Source organism: Psychrobacter sp. NPDC078409 (assembly GCF_050268505.1).
GTDB lineage: Bacteria > Pseudomonadota > Gammaproteobacteria > Pseudomonadales > Moraxellaceae > Psychrobacter.
The window spans coordinates 402,604-429,042 of the sequence record NZ_JBNNGW010000004.1; the positions used below are offsets into that span (position 1 = coordinate 402,604).

Sequence of the window (26,439 nt, forward strand, 5' to 3'; positions counted from 1 at the left end):
TAATTTAGGCACTAATTTTTTGCCACACATTAACCTGTGGGTGCGCAATGCGGCGCATATTTGAAGGACGCCAGAACAACGCCTCACCTGGAGCCAATATAATATATCCCTCTAACGCGCACTGCTCTGATAACCGTGCCAAAATATCACGCTGATCAAATTTACGAAAATATAGCAGCATGTTTTGGCAAATAATCACATTCTGAAGATGCGTAGTGGGTGGTTTTTGTTCAATAATATTGTGTACAGAAAAACTGACATGTGGCTGCAATACAGGCGCTACCTGCCAATTCTCCTGCATACTATTAGCCGCTTCTGGTGTGTCAGGCTTCGATCTGTTCAATGTACTCTTAGAAGGCAGCGGCTGAACAAACGGCTGACACAATTGCGGGATTAGAGTTTGCTGCCTGTTATCATATTGCCCCAACCGTGCGCTCTTAATAGCCTCTTCGCTGATGTCTGTCCCTAATATTTCATAGCCTTGACATCGCTGTGCGGCTAAGCTCATGGCCAATGACCAAGCTTCTTGTCCACTTGCGCAGCCAACACTCCAAATACGAAACAAACTATCAGTGTTGTCCGCTTTATGATGCTGCAGTGCATACTCTGTGACAAAGTCGATAGAGGGTCTATGTCGAAAGAAGCGACTCTCATGAATGAGTACTTTATCTAGCAATTGCTGATGCAACTCATCACTTTTCGATAGTTGATACCATAATTGTTGAACGCTCAATCCGTTCGACATCGCCGTACAGTCGATTGCATTGGCCAGCCACTGTAGCTGTATGTCTGGCAGCACAAATCCAGTTTCCTGCTCTATGTACTTCTGCCATCGCTGCACATCCAAACTGTCGACTTTCATCAAAGTATTACCCAATGTCAGCTCAACTATATTAAGCAGATGATTTGGCTTATTAACGTTATTTAAGCTAGACAAATCACCTATTATGATTACGGCTTCTTTTTATCACTCTTACAACAGCAAATTTATTCAATACGCAGAACAATCAAATGCTGTCGTTGTCCTAAAAGGATAACTAATCATTAAACGCTTTCTTTCAATGCGCCTTCCGTATCTAACACTTCATAATCTACTAGCTCGTCGTCGTTCGATACCTTAAAGCCCGTTACCGATTCCTGTAGTGCTGCTGCCATTTCACTTAGCTCACCAATAGAACGGGCTGTTGCCATCGTTCCAGAAGAAGTTTGTGAGGTAATATCTTGAATGATATTCATGGTGTGAGAAATATGACCCGCAGACTCAGCCTGTTGCAATGCAGCGTTCGAGATGTTTTGAATCAAATCAGCCAAAGTATTAGAAACGCTCTGTACTTCTTCTAGTGCTTCACCCGCATCTTTCGCTAAGCGTGCGCCGCGTACAACTTCAGAAGTTGTTGACTCCATTGACATAACCGCTTCATTGGTATCAGCCTGAATGGTTTTTACCAATGTTTCAATCTGCTTAGTAGCATTAGCTGAACGCTCAGCTAGACGCTGTACCTCATCAGCAACAACCGCGAAGCCTCGGCCCGCTTCCCCTGCCATAGATGCCTGAATAGCGGCGTTCAATGCCAAAACGTTGGTCTGGTCAGCAATATCGTTGATTAGTCCAACGATATCACCAATCTCTTGCGAAGACTCACCAAGGCGCTTAATACGCTTTGATGTTTCTTGAATCTGATCACGAATAACGTTCATACCCTCAATAGAGCGTTGTACAACTTCTGCCCCGTTATGAGAAATAGCAACTGAACGCTGGGCAACCGTTGCAGATTCCGCAGCATTGTTTGAAACCTGATCAATTGAAACAGTCATCTCATTAATAGCGGCTGATACACCAGCAATCTCTTGTGCTTGGTGTTCAGAAGCTTCGGCCAGTTCAACAGCATTCATCTGCGTTTGATCTGAAGACTGCGATACTCGGTCAGCAGTGCTGTTAATAACCAGTACCAGCTGTCGTAATTGGTCAATTGCAAAGTTGACTGAATCAGCAATCGCCCCTGTAAAATCTTCTGATACAGTCGCATTAACGGTCAAGTCACCCTCTGCCAAATCACCCAACTCATCAAGCAGACGTAGAATAGCGATCTGGTTACGTTCGTTTTCTTCTTGAATTTGACGTGCTCGCTCAGACTCAGCCTCTGCTTCTTGGCGACGACGTAAGGTTTCTTTCTCAATAAGCGATCGCTCTGATCCACCACGGTTTTTCAGTAGCTGGTACAAAGCAAACAGAATCCCCAATGCGCCGATTGCAAATACAGCCGCTGGCAAGATAACGGATTGATTGAAACTATCGAAATACTGACTTACCGATGATAGCGAGTTAACTAGCCAAATCAGACAAGCCAAACTTAATAGAACAAAAAATCCTAACAATAGCTTCCAAGTACTATCAGAGTCTTTGCCATCTGCTGATGTTTTGGCCATACCAGCTACAGGTTTTTTTATCACATCACTCATCTTGCGTCTTCCTTTCAAACAGTCATCAAAGTCTAATTGTGGCTGACTTTGACAATCGTATTGTTATCTAAACAATGATTAGCAAAGCCTGTATAAATGCTGACATCGAACCCTATTATGTCAGTCGCTATTATTCTGTCGTTACTCAATAGACAGGTATTTTATAGTTAATAGCTATATCGCAGCATCTGAATACTGAGGATCCTGTGCGAGCAAACTTGGCATAAATACATACCAGTCTTGGTCATTTTTGAAAAACTTGCCATGGTTATAAGGCGCAAATGGCGACTCTGGATCTATAGCTTCTGGACGATACTGTTCTTGTGTGAACTGTTCAATACCAAGTACCTGATCCACCAGCAGTCCTGAAAAGTTATTGTCATAATCAATGACGATAACTTTCCGTTGGCTCATTTGTGTCAAGCGACTAGGTACTTGCAAAAAATGCGACAGATCCGTTAAAGGTAATAGTCGCCCACGAATGTTGGCAATACCTAGCATCCATGGCTTTACTAGAGGTAGGCTAGTATATTCTGGCATAGATAATACCTCTGATACCTGACCCATAGGAGCAACTAAGCGCTGCCCACCAATTTCAAATACCACACCTTGCCAATCAAACTCTTGGCCACCGCGGCGACCGCTTTTACGCGCGCGTGCCAAATCTGCTAAACGCAGAAGCTCGATAAATCCTCTAGAAGCCACAAGTTACTCCATCACTTTGCGAATCATATTGACCAATCCACTTTCATCAACTGGTTTGTTCATATATTCTTTGGCGCCTTGACGCTTGCCCCAAACTCTATCTGTTTCTTGGTTTTTGGTACTGATCATGATGACAGGGATATGAGCAGTGGTTTTACCGCGAGTAATCTTGCGCGTGGCCTGAAAACCATTCATTTCAGGCATGACCACATCCATTAAAATCACATCTGGTAAATGTTCAGCTGCCATTTGGCAACCCTGCTCACCATTGGTCGCTTCCAACACTTGGAAGTTGTTTTTGGCAAGCATATCGCGAAATTTCGCCATTTCTGATGGCGAGTCGTCAATGACTAAAACGGTAGTCATAGGAGGTTCCTTTAAGTTCTAAAATATCTGTGAAGATATATTGATATATGGTTCAGATAAAATGATTAAAAATAGCACTTATAAATCTACTGGTAGCCATTCTTTAATCATAATTATTCAGTATTGAATAATCTGGAGCGATAATATCAATCACTCCCTGTAAGTCTATATTTATTCGATTAACGGTACTGATTAATGGCATCAAAAAGCTCATCTTTACTAAATGGCTTTGTCAGATACTCATCAGAACCTACAATACGACCACGTGCTTTATCAAATAGACCATCTTTAGATGACAACATGATTACAGGTTTATTGGCATAATCAGGGTTATTTTTTATCAGCGCACAAGTCTGATATCCATCTAGACGTGGCATCATAATGTCGACAAAAATAATATCTGGATTGTTATCTACAATTTTTGCTAACGCATCGAAACCATCGATAGCGGTCACTACTTCACAGCCCGCTTTTTGTAATAAAGTTTCTGCAGTACGGCGAATGGTTTTTGAATCATCAATTACCATTACTTTTAAACCTTCAAAATTATTTTCCATTCTCATTGTCCTGTAAACGACTATTTGTTCGTAACGCTATCTAGCAATACAAAATTTTCTTGGCTATTTTAAACTTTTATATCATCTATTGTCAGATTGATATAAGTACCTATATTTGCATTGTCTGCGTTGAAATTTGTGATGACAGCGAATCTTCTACAATTGATGCCTACTGTCTAATCTCGGTATCAATATAGCGTACTATACGCACTTTATTATTATTAATCTTACAAAATCTAGGGTTATTTGAGTGCCTTTAATAAGTTAACTTACCCTGCGCATATCCAATAAAAAGTTAAATATAACAATACTTCTAATTAACTATAAATCCAATTTTTGATATATAAATAAATTGGAATTTAGATAATAGTAGGCAGCACTATTATATTTTTATATTGTATATAGCTGGCAATGATATTACTGGATAATTTTCATTTGTAATAAAAATGTATCAGTATATTTTATAGTGTTTGTTTTAGCATAGTTATTATTGCTTTTCCAGTAATTAGCAAAATTATGTTCGAACTCATTAGTATCACAAATAGCTGTTCTTATTTATTAAAGGTATAACTTCAACTCTTCTCAATACTGAGTTATCAACTTTCTTAAGCTTAGTAAATATTTTACAGTCGTTCCACCGCGTTACAATTCACTATATAATAATATGACGATTACAATGGTGACTGCTATGACCGCTTCTAAACATTTAAGAAAAAGCCTTTATTTATTCAGCGTGCTATTTATCGCTGCTTGTCAGCCATCACCTATAAATGAATCGGCCATTACTGATACTGAAGCAGAGACTGCTGACACGCCACTTATCATCACAAACGATAGTGTCACAATGACACCAGAACATATCTTGAGTATTAAACCTTCAAGGTATCAGCCGAGTCTCGGATTACAAGGTAATATCGAACCTATCAAGCAGACCACATTTGTTGCGGTACATCCGATTCGTATAGAAGAGACACTGGTCAGTGAAGGTCAATGGGTAGAAAAAGGCACGCCATTGCTCGTATTTAGGCGTGTGGGCACGGCTAGCAAAGCTGAAGGTTTGAAAAAGCCTGAACAAGATAATGTAGAATCAAACGATGTTAATAAAACCAATCCAGAAGACGCGCAGAATTCTGGTGCTAATTCCGCACAAGCTGCGCCAGACGCAGATATCGCTGTTGTAAGAAAAACTGATAGTGAGAGTGACAAAACGCTAGAAGCAAATTCTGCGATAGATACTGATAGCAACATTACTAATCAAAATGCAGACATTAATACGGCTGAACAAGATACCCAGTATAATTCGATTACCATTCATGCTAGTTTTTCAGGGCGAGTAGAAAGCTTATCTGCTGATGCAGGACAACAGCTAGCGGCGCGCGCGTCTCTACTACAGATCAGTGACGAGACCAAGCTGCACTTTATGGCTACCCTGCCTATACAAGCAAAACCCCAGCTTTCAGTGGGACAAACGGTCAATTTTACCGCCGAAGGTATCTCAAACAAGTTTACGGGACAGGTCAGCAAACTGGTATCGACCAGTCAGCCTAAAAAGCTCTTAGTCTATGTTAATGTCATCGACAACGAAGTTAGTCGCGATAAGTTACTGCCAAATATGAAAGTTACAGGGCGTGTCAATTATGGTCAAATAGATGTTGGCACTATCGTACCTAAGCGCGCGCTACATGACGTCGACCTAACAGAGTTACAAACTCCTCCTTATATGCCGCTACAACCATTGACGGCGAATGTTTGGATTATAGGTCAAGATCAGCGTCTAACGCGTCAACCTATTGAAGTAGTTGAATACGATCCTACTACGCAGCAGTATTTGATAGCAGGTGTGAGCAATGATAGCTTGATTTGTTTGGCTGACTTACCTGTTGATTCTAAAGGTAAAAAAGTCATTGTGTCATAATAGCTTATGCTGACAGTTACATTGCGTAGAAACATTAACAAAGCTTCTCTTGTTTTGTAACAGCATAATTAGGCAATATGACCCTACTATATATAGCATTATCCGAGTATTAAAATACGACTCACATTTAATTATGCGCTATTCTGTATATTTGAAAACGTAGAGGCTTAATAGTTTAATTATTTATTATTTCCAACAGCTCATCATTACCAGAAACGTTATACTTTTTATAAATCACAATAACAATTAGAGGACATCCCATGAGTAAGCAGATTTTATTGATTGAAGACGATCCAGATTTGGCTGAGCTGATCAGCGATTATTTGACCATGAACTATTATGACGTGCATCATGCTGGACTTGGTCAAGAAGGTCTCGACTTATTAGACACCAAAGAGCGCGATATTGACTTGGTTGTATTGGATCTTATGCTACCTGATATGGACGGTATGCAAGTATGTCAAAAGATTCGTGGCAACAAGAACAACATGACAAATAAAGTACCTATTATCATGCTGACCGCAAAAGGTGATACAACCGATCGCGTGTTGGGGCTAGAGATGGGTGCTGACGATTATATCGCCAAGCCTTTTGAGCCACGTGAGCTTTTAGCTCGTATTCGTGCGGTTATTCGTCGTCATGAGCAACCAAATCAAGCCGATAGCCAATCAGACAGCTTAACCTTTGGTCGTTTGAGTGTGTTCCCTGATAGTCATGAAGTCACTATCGATGACCAACCGGTACGTCTAACCACGCATCAGTTTCAGTTGTTACACTACTTTGCCACTCACTCTGGCAAGGTGTTGAATCGTGAGCAACTCTGGCAAGCGATGCCAAACGATGACAGCTCAGACAACATTGACCGTGCGATTGATGTACATATTTCGCGTCTACGTGCTTTGATCGAAGACAATCCACGCCAGCCAAAACGTATTATTACCGTACGTGGCGTCGGCTATCAATTTGCCACTGATCAGGTGTAATCATAAGGGATGCCTAATTAGCTGACTCATGGTGTAAACTCTATACCATGAATCAGTACAAGCGTTTAATAATAGAGATCGTTTAATGCAGCAATTGGGTTTTCGTTCCGTATTTGCCAAACTATTTGCCAGCGTTATGCTGGCACTTACTTTATTTGCTGTGGCAATGGTGCTGTTGACCCAACTTGTTCATGATAAAGATGCGGGTATTCGCTCAGAGATATTAGCCACACAGATTCTGGGCCAAATCGATCCATTCTTGCACGAATTAAATATTTCTATCAGCAAGGACAATCGTTTGCAGTCGCGTTTTATGCTGGCTGTCGTTAAGAAAAGTTTCGATATTTTTGATGAATCACTGCAAGCAAAAATGGGTCTGTATGACAGCGAAGGTCGGCTGCTTATGCAAACTGACAATAGCGACCTACCCCTAGAGCTTCCCCCTACTCCGTCTTTGTTCTCACGTGTTTTTCCGTCACTTGCAGATACATCACCTACCAAACAAGCCCAAGTGTATAGCAGTACAGGTTATACCTTACTGTATGAATCACGTCTCACGCCTAAAAAACCTGTCCTTTCGGCAGCCTTGAACTTGTTCACTGGTACGCTACTACTGCTACTCATTATGGCAGGTGTACTATGGTTGATTGCACGGACGATGACATGGCGTATTGACCAGTTAAGCCAACAAATGACTCAATTGGGTGATGGTGATTTTACGGTGCGAGTAAATGCGCGTGGTAATGATGAAATCGCTGCACTAGCACGCGGATTCAACCAAGCGGCACAAAAAATTGAACACTTAATTGATGCCAATAACTTGCTACTGGCACATGCTTCTCATGAGCTACGCACACCTATTACGCGTATCCGTCTACAGATTGAAATGATGGATATGTTGGCTGGTGCACTACCAACTGATACCAAAGCAAAGTTTGATAAACGGGCACAAGCGATCAATAGAGACTTATCAGGTCTTAATGACTTAGTAGAAAGCATATTACTGGTTAGCCGTTTGGATGCGGGACATGCCTTACAGCAAGTTGAAAACCTCGATTTATACGATTTGGTAAATCAAGAGCGTCAGCATTACCCTGAAGCCACGCTGATTGGTGAGCACATCGTAATAGATGGTCAATCATCAATGTTGACTCACTTAATTCGTAATTTACTTACCAACGCTATGCTACATGGCAAGCCGCCTGTTACGGTATTGCTATACGGTGTTCAAAGCATAGAAGAAGCCGGAACTGTACCCGACTATCTATTACAAACAGTGCTATGCAGTAGCTTTGTCGATTACAACAGTTTAGACTTTGACGATTATGAAGAAAATGCTGATGTCAAAGTAGTTGAGCACCAAGCCGCTAAGCATGAAGCTACTAGTTCGGTTGATAAAAACAAATCAGAAACAACTGACTCAGTAGCAGAGCTACCGACGCCGACTATCTACAAAAACGGTGAAGATATAGCTGCCAGCAATGAGAACAACGAGAGCAATGACGATGCCAGCCTTGATAACGACCTTTCAGATGAAAGCTCGATAGACAATGCTAACAAACTTCAACCTACTACTGGCGAATCATCACTACTTGCTGACTATTACAGCTTTACCAGTGAATTAACTGACAGAATTAAGAAAGTTATTTGGAAAGCTGTTCCAGACTCTACTGAACCTGCTAGCGACACTGATAATAATAACAACGCTGGCTTGGTTGAAGTAGCATCAAGAAATTCTATAAGCAACGTAGAAGGCGAGAATACTGGCACTCTCATCGAGAACAGTGTTCAAAAATTAGATAAATCTATTACTGATACCGCTACTAAAAATAATGGCTCAAATAATACGAAAGATGATGCTAAATCTAATAGCTCAAATAATGAGAGCTCAGGTGCAGTCGTGCGTAAAGAAGGCTTATTTGCTAAGCATATGAAAAAAGCCAAAACTGAACCTGAACGTCCTTTGCCGAAATATGCTGTGCTGGCTGTAATCGACGAAGGCACCGGTATCCCTGAAGGCAAGCGAGAAGAAGTCTTTAGCCCATTTGTACGTTTACAGCAAAAAAATAAAGGCTCTGGATTAGGGTTATCCCTAGTTTCACAAATCGTTACCGCCCATCAAGGACGCATTATTACAGATACGCTAAATGGTCATACTAGATTTTTGGTGACCATCCCAATTCATCATGACCCTCATTACAACTATCACGAGTAATCAATCCCCATCGTTATATAGATAGCTATCACGCTGTCACCTTCACATTTGCCATTTTAACTGCTTATTCTTAATAGCTATTAATCATAAGCCGGACACGTATGTGCATATCCAAAGTGCCTGATAATATGCTATATTACCGCCCCTTATTATACGGTTATTGACTGTTGTCGTTTTGACAAGCTTCTTACATATTGAAAGAGGCCTGAGGACGCGTTTTTAACCATTAAAAAATTTATTAAATTTTGAGCCCTCCATGAATGACATGATTGTCTTAAACGATGTGACCAAAAGTTTTTTAAGCGACCGATCAATCAAAGACAAAGACGGCAAACCACATTGGTTTACCGCTGTTGAGCCGACATCTCTGACTATCAAACAAGGCGAAATCTTTGGTCTAATGGGTTATTCAGGTGCAGGTAAATCTACCTTATTGCGCCTAATCAACATGCTTGAACGTCCAGATTCGGGTCAAGTCGTGATAGACGGTACTGAACTAACCACGCTGTCTGCCAGTGAGCTGCGTATTGCCCGTCATAATATCGGTATGATTTTTCAGCAGTTTAATCTGATGTCTAATCAAACGGTTTTTGACAACGTGGCATTTAACTTAAAAATCTCTGGTTATCCAAGTCGCGACATTCATAAGCGCGTCATGGATTGTCTTGCGATTGTCGATCTGACCGATCGAGCTGGTCACTATCCTGCGCAGCTATCAGGTGGACAAAAACAGCGTGTGGGTATTGCCCGCGCGATTGCCCCTAGTCCAAAAGTATTGTTGGCCGATGAGCCAACCAGTGCGCTTGACCCTGCAACGACCCGTAGTTTGCTGACTTGTCTGCGCGATATCAATGAGCAACTTGGCGTGACTATCGTCATCGTGACCCATGAGATGAGTGTTATTCGTAGACTTTGTGATCGCGCAGCGTTATTGCATCAAGGACAACTATTAGAAGTTGCGGCTGTGCAAGATGGTCTGATTCAAGCAACCACCCCGATTGGCAAAGGCCTAGTCGTCGAGGACTAATGAGGCAGGAGAAATAGATATGTTAACTGGTACTGAATTATCCGCCTCTATAGACAAGCTACTTGTGTTACGCAAAGAGATCGTGAGCGCGTTTATTGATACGTTTGTGATGCTCGGTATTTCGACCACAGTCGCAATCGTCATCGGTGGACTGTTTGGCGTATTTTTGTTTTTGTCTAGTGATCGACAGTTTTTGCAAAACAAGACGTTGTACGGTGTGCTTGGTGGTATTACCAACTTTATGCGTGCCTTCCCTTTCGTGATTTTGATGATTGCGATGAGTCCGTTTACCAAGGCCATCGTTGGTACGGGTATCGGACCGATTGCTGCATCACTGGTACTTGCTATCGCCGGTTCGTTTTATTTTGCGCGCTTGGTCGAGCAAAATTTACGTGAAGTGCCGCGCGGTATTATCGAAGCAACCGAATCGATGGGTGCACGACCTTTTACCATTATTAAAGTATTACTTAACGAAGCGCGCTCAGGTTTAGTATTGTCAGTCACTATTCTTTGTATCAGCTTGCTCTCTTATTCAGCTGCCGCTGGTATGATTGGTGGTGGCGGTTTGGGTGATCTAGCCATTCGTTATGGCTATTATCGCTATCAAACCGAGGTAATGATTTTTATCGTAATTGTATTATCAATCATGGTCGTCTCGATTCAAGCCTCTGGTAACTGGCTCGCCAATCGTTTAGACAAACGTTAAGCCGCTTTAGAGAATACTTGACTTTACGAGCGACTAGGTTTATTTTTGGCAACACTCAACCCTTATCTCAGCTCTTACAACAAAAGCAGCATTACTATTTATAATGTTGCTTTTTTAATGTTCAGACGATAAACGTTCTACTCAATCCCATTCATTATTAAGGACATATTATGAAATTAACAGATATCAGCCGTCAGTTAGCTACCGCATTTGCCGCTGTTGGTGTATCAGGTCTAGTCTTAGTCGGTTGCAGCAATTCATCAGCGCCAGAAGCGACTAAAGAGCCAGTAACCGAAGGTGCCACTGCAGAAACTGCCGCTAGCGATATCGATCCTGATCATACCAAAATCGTTATCGGTACGACTGAAGGCGATTTTGCTGATATGGTTCGTAACCAAGTAAAGAGCACGCTTGAAGCTCAAGGTTATGAAGTTGAGTTGATTGCCTTTACTGACTATGTCCGTCCTAACCTTGCATTGGCTGAAGGCGATTTGGATATCAACATCTTCCAGCACAAGCCTTATCTTGACAATTTCAAAAAAGAAAACAATCTTGATCTAGTAGAAGCATTCCAAGTACCAACGGCTCCGCTTGGCATTTACTCAGGTAAAAAGACCAGCCTTGACGCTGCATTTAAAGGTATGAGTGTCTCTGCACCAAACGATCCTAGTAACTTTGCACGTGCTTTGGTTATGATGAATGATCTTGGCTGGATCAAATTGAAAGACAACATCGATCCATTGACAGCATCAAAAGCAGATATCGCTGATAACAGCAAGTACGAGATCGAAATCGTTGAACTAGAAGCTGCTCAATTACCACGCGCGCGTGATGAAGTTGACTTCGCAGTTATCAACGGTAACTATGCTACTGACTCTGGTATCGAATTGACCGAAGCATTGTTCCAAGAGCCAAGCTTTGCTTATGTAAACTGGTCAGCGATCAAATCTGCTGATACTGGTAAAAAATGGGTTGAAGATGTGACCAACGCTTATAATTCAGAGGCTTTCAAAAAGTATGCTCATGAAACGTTCCCTGGTTACAAGTACCCAAAAATCTGGGGGACTGACCACAGCGCACATACGGACACTGCTGCTAAAACTGAAAGCGCTGATGCTCCAGAAGCTGCTGCTCAGTAAGACTTCAAATCAAAAGCACCTAGTTTTTTAGGTGTTATGATTAATAGAAACGCCCATTACTTAGAGTGATGGGCGTTTTTTTGTTTTTTATTTTGGGAGTGCTATCTTCCAGTACCGTTATCAAAAGACTAACTGTGCATTAAATAACTATCAAAAATCACGTTACAGCCTGTTTGCCCTTTGTAGGAAACCGTCACTCACGCTTCCACTTGTCCTTGGTTTTTCTTATAGTAGACATGCTCAATAGTAATTTACTCGTTAGACCATACTATTGATGACATTTAAAACTAATGAAAAATTATAAGATACACATAACAAGGATAATAATATGAGCGCTAAAAACTATAATATTCGTACCGCTGGACAAGCAAATATCCCAATCCTAGGGCTAGGTACTTGGCAGTCAACTGGACAAGATTGCATAGACGTGGTCAAAAAAGCGTTGGAAATGGGGTATGAGCATATCGATACCGCTCAAGCTTATGGCAATGAAAAGGAAGTTGGCGAAGGTATCAGACAGTCAGGCGTGGCTCGTGATAAGTTCTTTTTAACTACCAAGATTTTTCCAGATGATATGAAGTTTGAACCAGAAAAACTGGTCGCAGCAGCGAAGCGTTCTCTGGAAGATTTGGGTACGGACTATGTTGATCTGTTGCTATTACACTGGCCTGATGACCGCGTGCCATTATTTGAGACCATTCCTGCGCTATGTGAACTACAAAAGCAAGGTTTGACGCGTCACATTGGTGTTTCAAACTTCAATATCGCTAATATCATTGAAGCCAAGAAATATGCTGATGTGCCTATCGTCGTGAACCAAGTAGAGTTTCATCCGTTCATTAAGCAAAACACATTGCAGACATTTTTGAATAATCATCATATTCTACTAGAGGCCTACTCGCCATTAGCGCGTGGTGATGTATTTGATAACGAAGTAATTAAAGAGATTGCAGATAAGCATAACGTAACACCAGCACAGATTTCACTAGCTTGGATCTTATCAGACAAGCATCGTGTGGCTATTCCAAAAACGTCTAACCCTGATCACTTGCAAGGCAATCTAGATGCCATTAAAGTTGAGTTAAGTGCAGATGAGTTAGAAAAAATCGGTAACCTAGCCAGCTCTGACGGTCGTAAAATTGAACATCCTGACTATAGTCCAGTATGGGATGACTAATAGGGTTAATAAGTACGATTAGCTGATTAGCTAAACAAAGCTCAATAAAAAGCCACCGATTATCGGTGGCTTTTTTATGTGGTATAAAAACTCACAATCATTACTGTTGTAGCGTTTCAGTCTCATGTATTTTTTCAGCAGGATTATACTGTTCAGAAGTAGGTATCGCTCCACTGCGATTGTTTTCTTTCATAGATTTGGCGACTTCTGGTGGCATATAGTTTTCGTCATGTTTAGCCAATACTTCCCCAGCGACGAAAGTATCGCCCTGCATTTTACCCGTAGCTACGACGCCTGAGTTTTCAGCAAATAAGTCTGGCAGGATACCTTGGTAAGTCACTGGCACGGTCGATTGAAAATCAGTAATCGCAAACTCAACATTTAATGGATTGTCTGCTGCACGCTGCACACTACCTGCAACCACCATACCACCAGCACGAATACGTTTGTCTTGAGGCGCTTCACCTTGGGCAATCGCAGTTGCATCAAAGTAGTAGTCAGTTTGCTGCCCGATGGCATAGATAACCAACATAACTGCTATTGCTGCACCTACTAGTGTAAACATAACCCACGTCAGTTTTTTCCGACGAACTGCATTCATACCACTACCCCATTAATGAGTCACTGTTTTATAAACCATAATCAATCTACAAAACAGAAAATTTTGAAGAAACTACCATTAGAAAAACGTTCTAAAAATGTCTTTCTAATCGTACTCTTCTAATCGCTATATGGTAGCATTTTTCGGCCGAATCAATAAGCCTCATCACTGCCTACAAGGTCATATTTTTGTCAGTGTGAGAATACGGTTTCTTACGCTAAAACCATGATATTAAGATGATTTTTATTCAGATTGTTTGGTTACAGGCGTTGAGGTTTTGGTCGTCCGTTGTGCTTGACGCGCTTGCTGGATGGTCAGCTGTTTGATAAGTGACTGTCGCTGTCTGCGGCTATAAATAATAAATGCCAACATCACGCCGATCGTTATCGCCCAACACGACCACACAAAAACCCCATGCTTACCCATGGCGAAAAACTCAGACACGCTATAAAAGTAAGGCTGCATAGTATGTTCCTAGCCGTTATTTGTGTTGACCACGAATGTATTCTTTGACCCACGCTTTGCCTTGATCGCGGTATAGAATCAACGTGTTAGTACGATAAATCGCTAATGTCGCAACCAGTAAATAGCTGCCGATAATCATCAGTAACAAAGGCATCCACATATCTGCCGACATCTTCGGTGCGGCGGTCAAGCTAAAGGTCGCGCCTTGATGCAAGGTATTCCACCACTCTACTGAGTACTTGATAATAGGCAGGTTCACTGCACCCACGATAGATAAAATAGCAGCCGCTTTACCGCGATTGGCCGTATGCTCAAAAGCGGCAAACAACGCCATCACGCCTGCGTATAGAAACGCCAATATCAGCATTGACGTAAGGCGTGCATCCCACACCCAGTAAGTACCCCATGTTGGCTTTGCCCAGATAGAGCCTGTAAGCAAACTAATGACACACAGCAAAAAGCCCATTGGGGCAAGTGCCTGCGCAACCAAACTGGCCGTCTTAATCTTCCAAACCAAATAGATCACCCCCAAGACTGCGAGAGAAAAATAGATAGAAATGGCAAGACTGGCCGCTGGAACATGGATAAAGATAATGCGATAGCTATTACCCTGAAGATAATCAGGCGGTGCAAAAGCAAGGCCCCATACGCTACCAATGAGCAAACAGAGACCGGCTAATATCGCTAACCACTTGACCCAAGGGCTAAAGATACGAAAAAACTGCTTGGTACCCACAGTGGTCAAGAAACCCTGCCAAATGCGCTGCCACAAGCTAGGGGATGAGACGTTATTCAGGTTGGGCATGGGAAGAAACCTATTACACAGCTTACTGGCGATAAAGGATGCGGTCTATAAAAGCACCACTATCAACTCACCTGCTGGCGTTAAACACTGGATAGAATCTACAAAGAGCTGTTTACGTATTCAATTGACTATTATAGCAAAATTGTCAGTTTTCACCATGATGTTAATACATAGGGTTCAGATAACTAGTTTTCGATAACTGGGTTTAGATAACTGGGTTTAGCTAATCAAATTTCGACAACTGGACTTTAGGATTGCAACAAGCAAATCGTTTAATTAAGCCATGACATTTTTAAAGTTGTAGCAATCACCCAAGGCATGACCAAGACAGAAACAATACTTCCTGCCAACAATAGAGCCAAGATTGGCAAACCGTTCAGCCCAGAAGCGAATAAATCAACCGCACCCGTAGCAAAAATCAATACCGGCAACTGCATCGGTAAAGCAATCAAAGGCACCAATACTGCGCCATTCTTTAACGATAGCGTCAAGCTACTGGCAATCGCGGATAGCATCAAAAGCATTGGACTACCTGTCACGATAGAAGCCATCAATATCCACGCTTCAAACCAACTAAGCTGAAACAACGGCACGGCAAGCAAACTTAGCGCCGCCACAATACCACTACTAAAAATCCAATGAATGACCAGTCTAATCAGCACCCATAGCGGTAGTGACGCTTTGGCCACGACCAATTGCGCAAGCGTACCATTATCAAGCGCAGGCTTGAATAATCCATCAACGCCCATTACCAGTGACAACAACGCAGCAATCCACACTGCTGATACGCTCAGACGCTGTAATAACGCAGGTTCACTACCGACTGCCAGCGGAAACAAAGTGATAATCACTAAGAACAGTACCAACGGATACAACCATTGTACCGCTCCTTGCTGCTTGACTTGCCATTCACGTCGCCATAGCTGCAGGAAGCCAATACTGCGAGGCACTGCGACAATAGCATTTGGACTTTTATTCATGGCTGCTACTGATCCTACTTGTATTGGACTGTCTGTCATTATTTGTCCTTGCACATATACTGATGGTACTGATAGCAATCAAACTTATACCATATGATTTGACAAATCGAGCACCTGATTGGCGACACCGACTGCCTGATGACTGGTCATTAGTATAGACCCGCCAGCCTGTGCAAATTCGCGTAATCGCTCTTCCATACGTGCCACCATATCGACATCTAATGCCGTGAAAGGTTCATCAAGTAACCAAAGCGGTGTCACGTCAGGAGTTAACAAGTACAATCGTGCCAGCGTGATGCGCCGCGTTTGCCCAGCGGACAAATGACTTGAGCTGATCGTTTCAAACCCTTGTAGCCCAACCCATGTAAGTGCATCGTCAATGTCAACAGCGCGAGGCGTGATGCCATATAAGTTCAGTAGAAACGTCAGGTTTTGTGCTACTGTCAAATTCGGATGGATGCCTAACTGGTGCGAGACATATAAAGGCTGGATGGGCAGGCACGATTGTCCTTGATAAGTAACTTCACCTGACAAAACAGGTAACAATCCAGCCAACTGCATGAGTAACGTGGTCTTTCCGGTTCCATTTGCCCCGATTAGATGGCAAATACTACCCGCAGATAGCTGCAACGCAACGCCTTCGCACAGCGGTATCTCACCGCGCTGAACTGTCAGCTCATCAAGTGCAAGTAAAGGCGTATCCAAAACCGTCATCAAAACCTCTGGTTATTTATCAAGCAGCAGTCAATATTCATCACAAACAAAGGTAATGTTCGTGGCATAATACCCTATGCTCGCTACAAACACACAGTATAACAAATTGTCGATTACTCTGACTTCAAAAAGTACGACCTCAAAAAAATACGACTTTAAAATATGACTTCAAAACCTATGCCGACTTCACAAGATAGCCAAAAACCTAATACTGCTGCAGAAACTAAAAATGACAATGCAGACACTAGCTTGTCAAAACAGCCATCAGCTAGCCGTTTGACAGTAGATAGCTTGATCGATGCTCAAGTCAACTTTATGCAGCAGTGGTTGCACAATCAAGCTGAGCCGCTAGCGATGGAAGCTTGGCAATGGTTTGGTGCGCAGCCTTTAAGCAAATATATTACCTGTGATCATTTACAGCAGCTGATGAAAGACTGGCTGTTAAATCAGCCGATGACTGAGGTGATGCGTACCGATATCCGTGATATTTTGCACACCATTATTTATCACCCAGTCAATGACAACGTGCCTTTGTCTGAGCTGGTCGATGATGCCCAAGTCGAAACGCTGGCCAACTATATCGGTAGCCACGAGCAGCAGCGCAATATATTGATTCATACGCTGGTCGGTAATGAGACCTTTGCAGATTTATTGACCCAAACACTCTATCACGCTATCAATGACTTTATGGAAAGCACCCTCGATAAAGCAGGTGGCGTTGGTAAATTGATGAAACTTGGACGCAGCTCTTTCGAAAAGGCGACCAACAGAAACCTCGATGAAAAACTGCAAACCTACTTGCATCGCAATATCAAAGATTTGACGCGCAAAGCCGAAGCCAATGCCCAAGAACACTTGTCAAATGAAGAAGTGGCGCGCCTGATGGTTATGGGCTGGGAGCGTATCAAAGACCAACCGATCAGTGAGCTACAAACCTATTTAAGCGATGAGCCCGGTAATAGTAGCATTGACCATATCGAAGCCAGTATCCAACAAAGCTATAATCGCCTGCGACTGTCACCATATCTGCACAGCTTAGTCTCGGCAAGCATTGACACTTGGTATGCCAATCATCAGTCTGACACGATGGCGACCATTGCGGCGAGTTTGCACATTGACGAAGCGGCTATGAAGCAATGTAGCACTACACTACTGCCTATCGTGTACGATGCTCTTGAGACGCCTTGGTTGACAGCTCATATTCGTGAAATGCTAGCAGCGTTTTATGCACAGCCTGCTATTAAAGAAGGCTTGGCATTCACTCACGATTAATTTACAACCCTTACTTGTCAGCATACTATTATGAGTCAACGCAATAAACTCAGCTTGTGGCAAAAAATCAAACGGTTACTGACTTCTGCCGCACCGCAGTCAGTCATTGATGGTGCAAACGAGCAAGGGCATGCATCACTTGCTGATAGCGAGATTAATAATACAAAAAATATATCAGCTGATATTTCTGATATCTCTGATATCTCTCATGAGTTAGAGGCGAATCAGGGCAGCAAACAGGATAACGCTCAAGCACAAGCAGATACATCTCAACTCAAAACCGATAGCACAAATGCAGAATCTAAAAACCAAAGTGATACGCCTATCGTCGACTGTTTAAAGCAATACTTCAATGACAAACAATGGCACTACACGCATTATCGACCCAAAACCAACGACAGCCAAAAATCGCATCACTTATCCTTGAGAATGCGTCATAAGCAAATAAACTGTGGCTATCTGTTTCGGGTGCAAGAAAAAAACAAACTATTGGCCATCTACGGCATCTTGCCATTTTTGATACCAGAAAGTCATCAAAGTGCCGCGATGCTACTCATCACCCAAATCAACTATGACATGCTAGTCGGTAATCTAGAGATGGATGTCAACGATGGTGAGATACGCTACAAAAATGCTATCGATGTCGAAGCGGTTGGTCTAGATAATGAGATCATTGAGCATTTACTACAAAGCGTGGTTGCGATGACCACGGTCGCTAACGAGCTATTTGGCAACTTAGTTAATAACCAAGACCCTGCCGAAGACATGCAAACGCTACTTGTAGAGCTACGTCAACAGACAGACGCGCGCACGTTCTTTTTGCCGACTCAGTTTGTTCAATAGTTCAGTCCGTTCGATAACTCAGTTTGTTCAACAGCTCAGTTCATTCGATAAACTGGTTTTTCAGTCAAGTTATAGTCGACGATAGCGGATACTTGTCCCTTTATTTTTCTATCCAAAAACCATCAATACTAAGCTAGAATTCTTATGCTAAAAATTGCCTACTCTGACGTCTTTCGCTATTCCGTGCCCGAAAAGCACCGCTTCCCCATGCAAAAGTACATTATGATTCCTGAGCGTCTATTAGCAGAAGGAACGATCAGCCAAGATAACTTCTTTGCCCCTGCTCGCTTAAGCGAAGATGAGATTTTGACCACCCATACCGCAGAGTACTGGTATCAGCTTAAAACTCAAACACTGCCGCGCAAGGCTGCTCGTGCTATCGGATTTGAGATGACGCCGCAGTTGGTGGAGCGCGGTCGTTATATTGCCCATGCAACGTATGAGTGCGCGCTATATGCTCAGCAATATGGCGTGGCTATGAATGTCGCAGGCGGCACCCATCACTCTTTTGCTGGTCATGGAGAAGGCTTTTGTGTCTTCAATGATGTTTGTATCGCTAGCAATTTATTGCTAAATCGTGGACAGGCAAAGAAAATTTTAGTTATCGATTTGGACGTTCATCAAGGCAATGGCAATGCCAGTATCATGCGCGATGAGCCTCGCGTTTTTGTCTTTAGCATGCATGGTGCAAAGAACTACCCGTTTCGTAAGCAAGTATCAGACTTAGATATTGAGCTAGACAATGATACTGGCGATGCTGAGTATTTCCAGATATTAGAAGATACGCTGCCACGCTTAATCGCTGAGGTTGCGCCAGATATGATTTTTTATCAGTCTGCAGTCGACGTGCTCGCTACCGATAAGCTCGGCAAACTTGGTTTGACACAAGCAGGATGTAAGGCGCGTGATGAATACGTTCTGCAGCAAGCAAAAACCGCCAATATCCCTGTCGCTATCGTGATGGGTGGCGGCTACTCAGAAGATATCGAAGACGTGGTCGAAGCGCATTGTAATACCTTTCGTTTGGCACAGCAGATATTTTTTGAAGAATTGGTCTAATAAGATATCGCTGAAAAGGCTTATATCTTTAGCTATAACAAAGCGGTAATACCTTGCCAACCGACACGTATTCCAAGCACGATTAAGATTAATAAAATAAGCTGACGAAAACGCGCTTGCGGCAAATAGCGACGCAAACGGATTCCAACTAGCAGTGTGACTATAGACAGCACACTCAAAAAAGTAATCAGCTGCCATTCACCACTGCTCAGTGCCATGATAGGCTCACGCAACACGATAATTTGGGCAATCTTTCCTAAGAAATAGCACATGTTACCGACTTTGGCGATGGTGTTTTTATCGTCACTAGCAGACAATAAATACATCATCAGTATGGTCGACATCGCATTGGTCGAGCCGCCGATGACGCCTGCACCAAAGCCAACGGCAATTAACATAGGCTTAGTGTTTGGTAGACGGATTTGTTTGCCGAGTAAACTACTCACAACGTAGAAGGCAATGACCGCGGCCAACAATAAGAGAATATAAGCGCTATCGACCCATAGCAATAGTTTCGCACCTAAAATACTACCTAGCAGGCTGGTAAGCGCAAGCAACCAATAGCGTCTGCCGTAGTAGATAAAGTTTTGCCAAATGGTTCGCTCACCGCCTACTAGCCAGGTCATCACATTGACAACTAGCGAGGGGAAAATCACTAGCACAATGGCGTGTTGCAATGGGTACATACTAGCAAGCGCAGTGGTCGTCACTAGCGTTGCACCAAGTCCGCTAATACCATGTAGCAGTGAGGCAAGCGCAAAAATGATCGTCAGCACTAGCATCTGATTGCTATCGTTACCAGCTATATTCATCATATCGGTCACACCATTTGAGGCTCAGCGTCTGTATCTACACACTATCTACATGCTAGCTATCAGATTTAGCACCTGTAGCTCTAACTATCTTTACGTTGACCAATTGCTTGACCAATAATGCTAGCCAGTTGCTCAGCAATTTTATCTTTACTGGTCTTTTCAAGTGTTACCGCGTTACGCTCATAGCGCTCAGAGAAAAACACCTGCATCGCATTGTCATCACTAGCAAAACCAATATCTGCACGTGAGACATCATTACAGGCAATCATATCTAAATCTTTTGCGACCAACTTACCACGGGCATAACGCTCGACATCTTGCGTCTCTGCTGCAAAACCAACGACAAATAGCTCTGAATGTGCAAGAGAAATCGTTGCTAGAATATCAGGATTTTTAACCAGACTGAGCGTCATGGCATCTTGTGTCTTTTTAATTTTTTGCGGTGCAGCTTCTTCCGTACGATAATCCGCCACGGCTGCCGTCGCGATAAAGATATCTGCTTTTACAAATTGGTTGTCATCATAAGACTGTAGCAAGTCATGATTGTCGTTATGGTCGCTTACATCATCATCACCGCAACCACAGTCACCATGGTGATGTTCGTGAGAATGGGTATGGTTATGAGAGTGATCGTGCTCATGAGAATGGTCATGCTCATCTTCAAAGACTAGTTGAAGCTCGCTATGCGTACCTTCCACACATTGCTGCGCCACTATCAGCATATCTTCAGCAGACAGCACATCGATCCGTGTGACATTGAGCGGCGTGGGCAATGCCACTTTACCACCAGCGATTAAGACAACGTCGGCACCAGCAGCCACACAGGCGCGTGCCAATGCAAAGCCCATTTTTCCTGAAGAGTGATTAGATAAATAACGCACAGGGTCGATCGCCTCTACTGTTGGACCTGCAGTAATGACCACTCTTTTGCCTGCCAGCAATTGCGGCGTTGTATTCATCGCTATGAACAGTAACACCTCATTCAATAATTGCTCAGGCTCAGGCAATCGTCCTGCTCCGACATCACCGCACGCTTGCTCACCGCTAGCTGGCTGGATAATCTGATAATTCATATCGCGCAATGTTTGCACGTTTAGGTTGACTGCCGGATGTGCCCACATCTGCTGATTCATGGCAGGAGCAATAATGACAGGCGCAGTAGTGGCAAGACACACTGTGGTCAATAAATCATCAGCCATACCCATAGCCAGACGCGCAAGCGTATTGGCTGAAGCAGGTGCAATCACGATTAAGTCGGCCCATTTAGCCAGCTCAATATGCCCCATGCCTGCCTCGGCTTGCTCATCGAGCAATGAGACATGCACTTCGTTACCCGTTAATGCTTGTAGAGTCAGCGGTGTGATAAATGCTTGTGCGCCTGTCGTCATGATAACGCGCACATCAAAGCCTGCCTTAACTAACAAGCGGGCAAATATAGCAGATTTATAAGCGGCGATACCGCCAGTAATAGCAAGCACAATATTGGACATAAGCGTGGCATCAACAAAAAAGTGAAAAGATAAAATTGCGCTTATAGTAACAATTATGAGATAAATTGGGTAAGATTTTCCGTATCTATCTCAGATAACGAGTATCAACCCATTTTCAAGGAGTGACAATGGCGATCAAAGACTGGCATGAGGATGACAGGCCACGCGAAAAACTTTTAAAATTTGGTGCAGCTCATTTGTCTGATGCCGAGATACTGGCCATATTTTTGCGCACCGGTACTCAGTCTCAATCAGCGATTGAATTAGCGCGGCATTTGATTGATCAGTTTGGTAGCTTAGCCGAGCTATTGGCCGCCCCTCAACAGACGGTTCTTGCCTGTCATGGTATGGGTCCTGCAAAGTACGCCCAAATATTAGCCTCACTTGAGATGGGTACGCGCTATCTGGACAGTCAACTCAAAACTGGGCAAGCACTCGGCCGTTCACAAGCGGTCAAAGACTATATTAGTACCCAGTTGCGCGGTGAGCACCGTGAAGTATTTGCAGTGCTCTGTCTGGATAATGCCCTCAACCTTTTAAACTTTGAGATACTATTTACAGGTGGCATCTCATCATGCTCGGTATGCATCAAGCACGTACTTCGACATGCACTAAGCCATGCTGCTAGCCAACTTATCATCGCTCACAATCATCCTCATACCGATGCCAAGCCATCAACGGCAGATAACTTACTGACCTATGAGCTAAAAAAAGCCTGTGACCTATTAGATATCTCGCTTGTCGATCACATCATCGTCGGACGTAACGATACTTTGTCTTATGCAGAAAGCTGCCTTGCCCCTTTTGGTTAGCTCTTTGGCTAGTTTTCGATAATAGCTGGCTACGTGTTCCAACTAGACATATGATTAACCTGCAAACAATTATGTTTGATACATATCATCGACAGAGCGTAGCATTTTGGCTCTTGATAGTTATCGACAACTGTTTCATATTAGTAGCCATTCTTGTCATTTATTTGTCAATTACTTACTAGACCGTTAATACTAGTACTTAAGAGACGTAGAACCGAGCATTTATGGATTGACAAATCATTCGACATATTTATAAGACAGTGAATGGCAAGACGAAAAATAATTATAGTTAGCTCTTTCACTCACGTACTTTTCGCATTTCTTATTCAGCGCTTTAAAGGAGATAGTCATGGCAATTGGCTTGTTTATTTTGGCAGTCATCATTCAGTTAGCCGTGGTCTTGGCCATCTTTTTGTTGTCCTTATCACGGGTCACCGGTAGCATCGTCGCCCTGATTACAGTTATCGTCACCGCAATTATCAGCCCATGGTCGCTCATTTTGGGTATACCAATGGCACTACTGTGCTTGGTATTACTCATTGCACCGCTTCGCCAATCGTTAATCACTAAGCCTGTTTATAAGGCGCTGGGCGGTGCGATGCCAAGTATGAGTGATACAGAGCGTGAAGCGCTTGATGCGGGTACTAGCTGGTGGGAAAAAGAGCTGTTTATGGGTGCGCCGAACTGGGATACCTTTGCCAATTATCCTTATCCGCAGCTCTCAGAAGAAGAACAAAGTTTCATCGATAATGAAGTAGAAACCTTATGTGCCATGCTTGATGAATGGCAAATCCAGCATAAAGATAAAGACCTATCACCTGAAGCATGGCAATTTATCAAAAGTAATGGTTTCTTAGGTTTAATCATTCCAAAAGAATTTGGCGGCTTAGAATTTAGCTCTTATGCGCAAAGTCGTGTAATGAGCAAGATTGCTTCGCGCTCGCCGACTGCCGCTGTGACCTGTATGGTTCCCAACTCGCTCGGCCCTGGTGAGCTACTGATGCATTATGGTACGGACGAGCAAAAGCAGCGCTGGTTACCAAGTCTTGCCAAAGGTGACGAAGTGCCTTGTTTTGGTTTGACTGGCCCTGAAGCCGGCTCTGATGCAGGCGCGATTCCTGATACAGGTGTGGTCTGTTACGGTATGCACGAAGGCGAGCAAATGCTTGGCCTACGCATGAACTTCTCTAAACGCTGGATTACCCTAGCACCTGTCGCTACTGTAGTTGGCTTAGCATTCAAAATGCACGATCCTGAAGGTCTGCTTGGTAATCCTGAAAAAACCGATTACGGCATTACCTGTGCCCTCGTTCCAGCTAATCACGAAGGTGTGGTAACAGGACCACGTCATAATCCAATCGGTTCACCATTTATGAATGGTACGGTTGATGGCAAAGATGTCTTTATCCCATTGGACTATATCATCGGTGGTGTCGAGAACGCTGGTCGCGGCTGGCGTATGCTGATGGAATGCTTGGGCGTTGGTCGAGGTATTTCTCTGCCCGCTCTATCGACATCAGCCAGTGAAATGACCTATCTATCTGTCGGTGCGTTCGCAAAAGTTCGCGAACAGTTCAAGATATCAGTAGGTAAGTTTGAAGGTGTACAAGACGCCACTAGCCGTATGGCGAGTAACACTTATATGTTAGAAGCATTCCGTCATTTGGTCACTTGCGGATTAAACCAAGGTGGCACGCCCTCTGTCATGACTGCCATGGCCAAATACTATGCGACTGAAACCATGCGTAGCGTCGTCAACGACGGTATGGATGTGGTCGGTGGTCGTGCTGTGCAAATGGGTCCACGCAATTTCTTAGCGACACCTTATCAAGCGATTCCTGTCTCTATCACGGTCGAAGGCGCCAACATTTTGACCCGCTCACTCATGATCTTTGGTCAAGGTGCGATGCGTTGTCATCCTTATTTATTCGACGAGCTTCAGTTACTACAAAGCGAAGACAAAGCGGCTGCCACTGAAAAATTTGATACCCTTTTCTTCAAGCATTTGGGTTACACGTTTAACCGTGGCGCAAAAGCCTTTGTCGCAGGTTACATCGGTGGTAGCGATAAGGCCCCGAGTTTTGCCGATAGCTTTACCCGTCCCTATTACAAACATATTAACCGCTTAAGTGCGAGCTTTGCCTTAACTGCTGATATGGCATTAGGATTACTGGCAGGAGACTTAAAGCGTAAAGAGATGCTCTCTGGTCGTTTAGCAGATATTCATAGTCATCTATTTATTGCGACTGCTATTTTGCAATTCTATGAGCATGGTAGTAAATCAGAATCTGAGCGACTGCATGCCGAAGTTGCGCTACAAAACAGCTTGTATACGATTCAAGAAGCTTTTGTGTCATTCTTCGCTAACTTCCCGAATCGTATGGCAGCCAATGTGGTTAGCTTTGTGACTTTCCCTAGTGGACGTATCTTTACCCCAGCAAGCGATGAGCTAAAACGTCAATTGGGTGATACTTTCATGGATGATTTTGCAGCCAACCCGTTCCGCGACTATCTGAAAACAATGGTTTATTACAACACAGATGCAGACGATGTAACTGGTCGTATGGAACATGCTTATCAGACGTTGGTCGAAATCGAACCATTGTGGCAGAAGTTCAAAAAGGCAGAGCATCAAGACAGCTTTGAAGGTCTAACCTTTGAAGATCATGTGGTACATGCCAGTCAAAATGGCGGCATTACCGAAGAAGAAGCAGAAGTTCTGATTCAATATAACGCCATGCGTTTTGATTCATTATTGACCGATACGTTTGACGAGCATCTATCGGAAGCGCTAGAACGTGACAATCCGCATGCCCTCGAAAATGCAGTTCATCAACTGACTGATTACGCACAGCTAAAAAGACAAGCTCAGAGTAAAAACGGTATCGCTGTGGATACCGATGCATCTGTCGTCGATGAGCTAGCCACTAACGAACCAGCTGTTAATGATCTAGACAGTCCTGCAAATACAGACAACCATACTGGCGATGCCAATCCTAATCATGGTTACGAAAGTAATGGCGATGTAGAGTTAGTCAGTGAGCAAGATACTATTAAAGAAGTACATTCGCAGACAGATTTTGAAGAGTCAGAGCCTGAGATAGAGGCACTCGATCATCGCCATCGTGATGCTGAGTCACATCTTAACGAGCGTATGGGTAATAATCACAATCGTCATATTGCACCACCTGACGAGATCAATACTGAAGTAAGTGATAATGATATTAAACCTTTAGAACGTCAATCACCTTTGTCACGCGAAGAAGATGATAAGGCTTAATGGTCTATTCTGTTTTTAATATTGGTATTAGAAACTGAGTATTATTAGATTTT

23 protein-coding genes and 1 pseudogene are annotated in these 26,439 nt (G+C 43.1%); 12 read left to right on the plus strand and 12 right to left on the minus strand.

Going from position 1 to position 26,439, the window contains the following annotated elements; all coding sequences use genetic code 11:
• Window positions 1-4: 4 nt before the first annotated feature.
• From ACQKC9_RS10510 to pilG, 5 genes and pseudogenes are all read right to left on the minus strand, one after another.
• Entirely contained in the window at window positions 5-862 is an 858-nt protein-coding gene (locus ACQKC9_RS10510; protein WP_427621736.1) for a CheR family methyltransferase, read from the minus strand.
• Window positions 863-1,044: 182 nt separating this feature from the next.
• A pseudogene (locus tag ACQKC9_RS10515) lies at window positions 1,045-2,331 on the minus strand (methyl-accepting chemotaxis protein); the annotation flags it as partial.
• Between the two features lie 303 nt (window positions 2,332-2,634).
• A complete protein-coding gene (locus tag ACQKC9_RS10520; protein ID WP_160022438.1) occupies window positions 2,635-3,165 on the minus strand; it encodes a chemotaxis protein CheW in 531 nt (176 codons plus the stop codon).
• Window positions 3,166-3,168: 3 nt separating this feature from the next.
• Window positions 3,169-3,531, minus strand: coding sequence for a response regulator (locus tag ACQKC9_RS10525; RefSeq protein WP_057761573.1), 363 nt, complete (start codon window positions 3,529-3,531; stop codon window positions 3,169-3,171).
• Window positions 3,532-3,710: 179 nt separating this feature from the next.
• Window positions 3,711-4,088 carry a twitching motility response regulator PilG gene (gene pilG / locus ACQKC9_RS10530; protein WP_057761576.1) on the minus strand — a complete coding sequence of 126 codons (378 nt, stop codon included), beginning with the start codon at window positions 4,086-4,088 and terminating at the stop codon, window positions 3,711-3,713.
• A gap of 688 nt (window positions 4,089-4,776) precedes the next feature.
• On the opposite strand from pilG, the gene ACQKC9_RS10535 reads away from it, so the two are divergent.
• The 7 genes from ACQKC9_RS10535 to ACQKC9_RS10565 all read left to right on the plus strand — a co-directional run bounded on the left by ACQKC9_RS10535 (window position 4,777) and on the right by ACQKC9_RS10565 (window position 13,250).
• Window positions 4,777-6,003: an efflux RND transporter periplasmic adaptor subunit gene (locus ACQKC9_RS10535; RefSeq protein WP_427621737.1), complete on the plus strand. Its 1,227-nt coding sequence runs from the start codon at window positions 4,777-4,779 to the stop codon at window positions 6,001-6,003.
• Between the two features lie 260 nt (window positions 6,004-6,263).
• Window positions 6,264-6,986 carry a response regulator transcription factor gene (locus ACQKC9_RS10540; RefSeq protein WP_057761578.1) on the plus strand — a complete coding sequence of 241 codons (723 nt, stop codon included), beginning with the start codon at window positions 6,264-6,266 and terminating at the stop codon, window positions 6,984-6,986.
• Window positions 6,987-7,071: 85 nt separating this feature from the next.
• The gene (locus tag ACQKC9_RS10545; RefSeq protein ID WP_427621738.1) at window positions 7,072-9,201 is read left to right on the plus strand and encodes an ATP-binding protein; all 2,130 of its coding nucleotides are present in this window, start codon (window positions 7,072-7,074) and stop codon (window positions 9,199-9,201) included.
• Between the two features lie 256 nt (window positions 9,202-9,457).
• The gene (locus tag ACQKC9_RS10550; RefSeq protein ID WP_427621740.1) at window positions 9,458-10,228 is read left to right on the plus strand and encodes a methionine ABC transporter ATP-binding protein; all 771 of its coding nucleotides are present in this window, start codon (window positions 9,458-9,460) and stop codon (window positions 10,226-10,228) included.
• 19 nt (window positions 10,229-10,247) lie between these two features.
• The gene (locus ACQKC9_RS10555; protein ID WP_057761583.1) at window positions 10,248-10,934 is read left to right on the plus strand and encodes a methionine ABC transporter permease; all 687 of its coding nucleotides are present in this window, start codon (window positions 10,248-10,250) and stop codon (window positions 10,932-10,934) included.
• A 170-nt stretch (window positions 10,935-11,104) separates the two neighbouring features.
• Window positions 11,105-12,073: a MetQ/NlpA family ABC transporter substrate-binding protein gene (locus ACQKC9_RS10560; protein ID WP_427621742.1), complete on the plus strand. Its 969-nt coding sequence runs from the start codon at window positions 11,105-11,107 to the stop codon at window positions 12,071-12,073.
• 328 nt (window positions 12,074-12,401) lie between these two features.
• The gene (locus ACQKC9_RS10565; protein ID WP_427621743.1) at window positions 12,402-13,250 is read left to right on the plus strand and encodes an aldo/keto reductase; all 849 of its coding nucleotides are present in this window, start codon (window positions 12,402-12,404) and stop codon (window positions 13,248-13,250) included.
• 100 nt (window positions 13,251-13,350) lie between these two features.
• On the opposite strand, the gene ccmE is transcribed toward ACQKC9_RS10565, so the two are convergent.
• The 5 genes from ccmE to ccmA form a co-directional block, all read right to left on the minus strand.
• Entirely contained in the window at window positions 13,351-13,851 is a 501-nt protein-coding gene (ccmE, locus tag ACQKC9_RS10570; RefSeq protein WP_427621744.1) for a cytochrome c maturation protein CcmE, read from the minus strand.
• Window positions 13,852-14,094: 243 nt separating this feature from the next.
• Window positions 14,095-14,316 carry a heme exporter protein CcmD gene (ccmD, locus tag ACQKC9_RS10575; protein ID WP_427621746.1) on the minus strand — a complete coding sequence of 74 codons (222 nt, stop codon included), beginning with the start codon at window positions 14,314-14,316 and terminating at the stop codon, window positions 14,095-14,097.
• A gap of 16 nt (window positions 14,317-14,332) precedes the next feature.
• Complete coding sequence (gene ccmC, locus ACQKC9_RS10580; protein WP_290175925.1) at window positions 14,333-15,121, minus strand: heme ABC transporter permease CcmC; 789 nt, start codon at window positions 15,119-15,121, stop codon at window positions 14,333-14,335.
• A gap of 272 nt (window positions 15,122-15,393) precedes the next feature.
• On the minus strand, window positions 15,394-16,101 hold the full coding sequence (locus ACQKC9_RS10585) for a heme exporter protein CcmB (RefSeq protein WP_427621823.1): 708 nt from the start codon (window positions 16,099-16,101) through the stop codon (window positions 15,394-15,396).
• Between the two features lie 84 nt (window positions 16,102-16,185).
• Window positions 16,186-16,815, minus strand: a complete 630-nt coding sequence (gene ccmA, locus ACQKC9_RS10590; protein WP_347162858.1) for a heme ABC exporter ATP-binding protein CcmA — start codon at window positions 16,813-16,815, stop codon at window positions 16,186-16,188.
• Between the two features lie 162 nt (window positions 16,816-16,977).
• Here ccmA and ACQKC9_RS10595 point away from each other — a divergent pair, with 162 nt between their 5' ends.
• From ACQKC9_RS10595 to ACQKC9_RS10605, 3 genes are all read left to right on the plus strand, one after another.
• Window positions 16,978-18,087 carry a hypothetical protein gene (locus ACQKC9_RS10595; protein WP_427621747.1) on the plus strand — a complete coding sequence of 370 codons (1,110 nt, stop codon included), beginning with the start codon at window positions 16,978-16,980 and terminating at the stop codon, window positions 18,085-18,087.
• A 30-nt stretch (window positions 18,088-18,117) separates the two neighbouring features.
• Window positions 18,118-18,930: a hypothetical protein gene (locus tag ACQKC9_RS10600; protein ID WP_427621749.1), complete on the plus strand. Its 813-nt coding sequence runs from the start codon at window positions 18,118-18,120 to the stop codon at window positions 18,928-18,930.
• Between the two features lie 144 nt (window positions 18,931-19,074).
• Complete coding sequence (locus ACQKC9_RS10605) at window positions 19,075-19,989, plus strand: histone deacetylase family protein (protein WP_427621751.1); 915 nt, start codon at window positions 19,075-19,077, stop codon at window positions 19,987-19,989.
• Between the two features lie 32 nt (window positions 19,990-20,021).
• Here the strand turns inward: ACQKC9_RS10605 and ACQKC9_RS10610 are convergent, their stop codons facing one another.
• Both ACQKC9_RS10610 and coaBC read right to left on the minus strand, forming a co-directional pair.
• Window positions 20,022-20,804 carry a TSUP family transporter gene (locus ACQKC9_RS10610; protein WP_427621752.1) on the minus strand — a complete coding sequence of 261 codons (783 nt, stop codon included), beginning with the start codon at window positions 20,802-20,804 and terminating at the stop codon, window positions 20,022-20,024.
• A gap of 80 nt (window positions 20,805-20,884) precedes the next feature.
• Window positions 20,885-22,294 (minus strand): bifunctional phosphopantothenoylcysteine decarboxylase/phosphopantothenate--cysteine ligase CoaBC, encoded by a 1,410-nt coding sequence (gene coaBC / locus ACQKC9_RS10615; protein ID WP_427621753.1) that lies wholly within the window; start codon window positions 22,292-22,294, stop codon window positions 20,885-20,887.
• Between the two features lie 128 nt (window positions 22,295-22,422).
• Between coaBC and radC the strand changes: the two genes are divergently transcribed.
• Window positions 22,423-23,106 carry a RadC family protein gene (gene radC / locus ACQKC9_RS10620; RefSeq protein ID WP_427621755.1) on the plus strand — a complete coding sequence of 228 codons (684 nt, stop codon included), beginning with the start codon at window positions 22,423-22,425 and terminating at the stop codon, window positions 23,104-23,106.
• Between the two features lie 349 nt (window positions 23,107-23,455).
• Complete coding sequence (locus ACQKC9_RS10625) at window positions 23,456-26,386, plus strand: acyl-CoA dehydrogenase (RefSeq protein ID WP_427621756.1); 2,931 nt, start codon at window positions 23,456-23,458, stop codon at window positions 26,384-26,386.
• Window positions 26,387-26,439: the final 53 nt, after the last annotated feature.